This is a genomic window from Bacillus sp. GMs2/2 (genome assembly GCF_050172095.1).
In the GTDB taxonomy this organism is placed as follows: Bacteria; Bacillota; Bacilli; order Bacillales; family Bacillaceae_G; genus Bacillus_A; species Bacillus_A cereus.
The window spans coordinates 1-4473 of the sequence record NZ_JBNLYE010000324.1 but is presented as its reverse complement, the minus strand read 5'-3'; the positions used below and the strand labels follow the sequence as shown (position 1 = coordinate 4473).

Genomic DNA, 4473 nt, shown 5'->3' with positions numbered 1-4473 from the left:
TTACAGAATCATAGCTGTGTATAGTCAACATGTTTTCTTGTTGAATGTTAGTTACTTGTTGGATACTAGGCTCTATTCCGTGTTCAATGTCTGTTAATAATAAAACTTTTTTATTCTTTGAATTCATATGGAGCACTCCTTCTTCATTATTGTATTTATGAAACTTTTAAGCTAGTAACAATAATAATTGTTACCAGTTTTTCCAGCTTCCCTCTGGATCAACACTTGCAAGTCTAACCCATCCATTTTGAACTTTTTCTCGAAATGTGAAATCATTATTTAACAAACGTTCTATATATTCAATAGGTGCTTGAATGACAATTAGTAAACGAAGTGGTGAATGATACGTCTCACTATCTGACTGCATAACGGATTGCCAAGGTAAGCCTGGCAACAGGTCACTAGCATTCCCTTGCATAACACCGAGACCCGCCGTTACGGTTTGGGTTGTTTTATTTCCACTACCATAATAGTGAGGAGCTACAGTTGATGCGTAATATTGTAGATTTATCCACTGCGCAACTGTTCCTGGTCCTGCAATAATATTAGCTAATATATCTCCACTTTCATCCTGTTTCCAATCATAATTATGAAGGAAAGCCCTACCTTCTAAGTCACAATCTTGAGTTAATTCACGCTGTCCGATAATAAAAGATGCATTACGTGCTAATCCCCACTCTGGACGTATTTCACTCCAATCTTCTGCAAACCGATGTGCCTCTTTACTCGGATTTTTTATTTTCGTTTTAAAATTAGGTAATTGCGTTAAACGTTCTCTATTTGCATGTTGGCTCACATTTGGCATAATCGATTCGATACAATCAAATGCTTCTTGCGCAGTTTCCGAAAGTTCTGGGACGTAAATCCATTCCAATTCGTCCACTGTTGTTTTATGTTCAGCTGCTGCAAAAATGGTATCCTCAGGAATTTTAATACCTTCAGCAAACAACGCCTCTCTCACTTCTGGAAGATTACATAAAGTAGCAAAAACTCTTGCATTGAATCCTCCTGCTGCTCCGCCACAAGCACCACACTCAAGTGCTGCAGCATAAGGGTTGTTCGTACTTTGACTACTATGTCCGCACATTACAACTAAAGGAGCAAATTTTTCTGTCAGTCCCACCATTTTTAAAGCTTGACGCACATAGTTCACCTTTTCTTCTTTTGTAAAACCGATAGGTATCTCACCCTTTGTGTCATGAACATGATTAAGCGAGAATGTTGTATCAGGTTTTTGTAACATAGTTTTACGAAGTTTACGAATGAAACCACCAACTCCTCTTGGGACAAAGCTTCTTGTCACCATCTGTAGACCAAGTAAAGGACCACTTAACTCAGGTAGCGCCATACTTGTCATTACGTTCTGTTTCATCGTTTTAAATGTATAACGTACCGAACTCCCTACCCTCTTACGCTGCTCATAAGATTTAAGTTCATTTTCATTTGTGAGCTCTTTTATTTGATGTTTCGGTTTGAGTATAACTGGCAAAGAAGGATGGTTGTTATTACTACCTAGTTCACTAGTTGCAATTGGTAATCCAAAGAAACCAGCTATTCCAAATGTTTCAAACGGACCTAATTTTTCAAGGTGGCGACGAAACGGTTCTGAACGTACATCAATACAGAATGCTAATTGAGCTAATACACGCTTTTTATCATTGGTTGCACATTGTTTAGAAGCAATCTTCTCTCTTAATTGCTCTGCATGCGTTTGTTCCCAAGCTTCCAGCCAAAGTTTCCTGCGAATATTTTCATCAAAACGATATGCAAATGCTAACAATTCGCTTTGTTCAGCTGCAGACATTTGTGACCATTCCCGTGTTGAAATATTCCCCCAATAGATCCAAGAAGCTATAAGTGGGACGATCGAAACTTTTTTCTCAACCTTTTGATTTTTTAAAGGTAAATAAGGTTTTGCAATAGCCAGCTCCATAGAAATTCGAACTGCTAAATATTCTATTAAAAGCCCCTGTTCCTGAATTGATTGTTGTGAGCGCCATCGTATCATTCCTGCCCACCCAGGTAAAGAAAGTAAGTGCCCTTCAAGATAAGCTTGTATGTTAGATTCAGAAATCCCTAGTTCAAATAACGCTCTCGCTAAAGCTACTTCGGCATCTTGTGGCCAATCTTTTAAAACTTTACGCTCATTTTTACTGAGCGCTGGATCAAATGTAATAAGGTGTTGCCATGCACGATAAAAACCTTTCTCTCGATTTGGCATCGTCCAACTTGATCCGGAGTCATCAAGATATAATTTACACCATTTAATGATATGATAATTAAGAATATCAGATAGGTTTTCACTATTTTGATTCTCTATAAGCGAACTTATTGGCTGCATAACAGAGGCTTTCATACTCCCTGTATTTATATAACTCATTTCGTCTGCCAGTTTATTTAATTCTGGCGATGATAATAGACTAGAAGGTAATTTTTCTAACTTTAAAGCCGCTTGGCAAAATCCCTCTACTTTCTCTCGCGGAATATGAAAAGATTGTGAATCCAGCCAACGAGACAAACTACTTTGTAAAAATGATTCCTCAATCTCACCTTTCGCTTTTGCCGAATGAATCATGGAAGTACTAGGATACATATCCACATTACGAGCTTCTTTTAGCCAATTTGCGACTTGTTCAAATGATTGCTTTTCAAGTCCCATCCAAGGGTGGTGAGCTGCAAACGTAGAGATAGGCCAAAGTGGTGCAATAACTCGGCTAGCAGATGCAACTAAATCATTTATATTATTTTCTTGCATATCAATGTTTGTATCTTTCTTTAATATTGACGATATGCTCATCACGAATTACCTCCCTTTGATACATAATGTTTCAGATAGCTTGGGTGACTTTCTACTGATTTTCTTCTCGCCTCACCTACTCGAACTAACCAAAGATAAAGTACAGCGAATAAAGTAGAAGATTGATGACGAGTAACGAAAGTACTAGTAACACTACTAAATAGTAAAATACATATAACAAAGATAACGGCTGGAGCTGAAGGTTGAACACTTTGATAAATATCAGTATGCAACCATTTATAAAGAGAATTATGAACGGTAAAGTAAATGAGAGAAAATCCAATCAAAACAATTACGCCAGCAATTCGTCCCATTCTTCCCTCTCCAAAAACAACAAGCTGTTTCCATGAAAAGTATAGTGACCAGCCTAAGATTAACGCACTAACTAGTTGATACCCCTCTCCAGAAGTCATAAACCAGAAAGTAATTGCTATAAATAATCCTAAAACACGCCCGACTATAATCCATAAATTGGACATCTTTTCATTAGACTGATTCACTACCCCAAAACGTTGCACTGAAGAACCAGCTTGTAAAAACAGTGTAGCTTTAAACAAACCATGTAAAATTAAATGAATAACAGCCGCTAAATAGGCGCCTAATGCACATTGAATAAGCATAAATCCCATTTGTGCAATAGTTGAACCTACTAGCTGACGTTTATAATCAACTTGGACTAAACTAATTCCTGTACCTATCAAGACAGAAATACTAGAGAAAATAAGTAAAATGATTTGTGCAATATCATCATGAAAAAGAGGTGAAAATCTAGTTAACATGATACCGCCAGCATTTACTAAACCCGCATGCATAATAGCAGAAACAGGAGTTGGAGCAACAGCGGACTCAATTAACCATCTTTGAAAAGGCCATTGTGCTGCTGGAATCATCACCGCTAATATAATTAATAAGTTAATTCCTGTTCTCTCCAATGTTCCATGTAGCGCTACATTTTCATTCGTTAAAACTGATGTTAATTGCCACTGTCCAGTTACTTGAAAAAGCCAAATGATAGCTGATAGCAACGCAATCCAACTTATTGTAAATAAATAGCCAGAGATTTTAGTTGCTTCACTAACTACTTTCCACCCTTTATTTAGCCCTATGAGTAGAACCAATCCTATAAGCGTTGCTCCCCAACAAATGATCATGAAACGAAGATCGTCACTTAACCATGCAACCGAAGATACACCTGTAGTAAATGTAAAAAGTGCAAAGTATTTTCGATATGAGCGGTCTCCCATTAAGTAACGTACAGAAAAACGCTGAATGATTAAACCAATTGTAAGAACAAAGAAAGCCATTAACCAAGCTAAAGTATCTAGATGCCAAGGCCCCACAACTCTATCTCCATTGTTATTAACAAGTGCGAGTAAAGAAATCAATGAAGGCAAAGCAGCGATACCAATATGGATATGAACAAAACGTAAAGGCATCCTTGCATGTAAAAACAATAATCCACTTAGCCAAGAAGCACTAAGCGCCATAAAAAATAATGTTAACAGTGTTGATGAACTCAGCGAAATTAACATGTTAAATACTCCCTTCTAAGCGAAAATAACCTATAAAAATTCCTTTTAATTAAGATAATTTTTTAAATTTCAATTTTCATTCACTCTTTTTAGTGCATCGTTTTTTCCCATAAAAAAAACCGACAACTTCCATAATTCAATGAT

At 36.9% G+C, this 4473-nt stretch carries 2 protein-coding genes and 1 pseudogene; all 3 read right to left on the bottom strand.

Going from position 1 to position 4473, the window contains the following annotated elements; translation table 11 throughout:
• Positions 1 to 127: pseudogene (locus ACQGS6_RS23450) on the bottom strand (carbonic anhydrase); the annotation flags it as partial.
• 63 nt (positions 128 to 190) lie between these two features.
• On the bottom strand, positions 191 to 2797 hold the full coding sequence (locus ACQGS6_RS23445; protein ID WP_074626253.1) for a DUF2309 domain-containing protein: 2607 nt from the start codon (positions 2795 to 2797) through the stop codon (positions 191 to 193).
• Entirely contained in the window at positions 2797 to 4329 is a 1533-nt protein-coding gene (locus ACQGS6_RS23440; RefSeq protein ID WP_000908923.1) for an NADH dehydrogenase subunit 5, read from the bottom strand. The genes ACQGS6_RS23445 and ACQGS6_RS23440 overlap by 1 nt, the downstream gene beginning before the upstream one ends.
• Between the last annotated feature and the right edge of the window lie 144 nt (positions 4330 to 4473).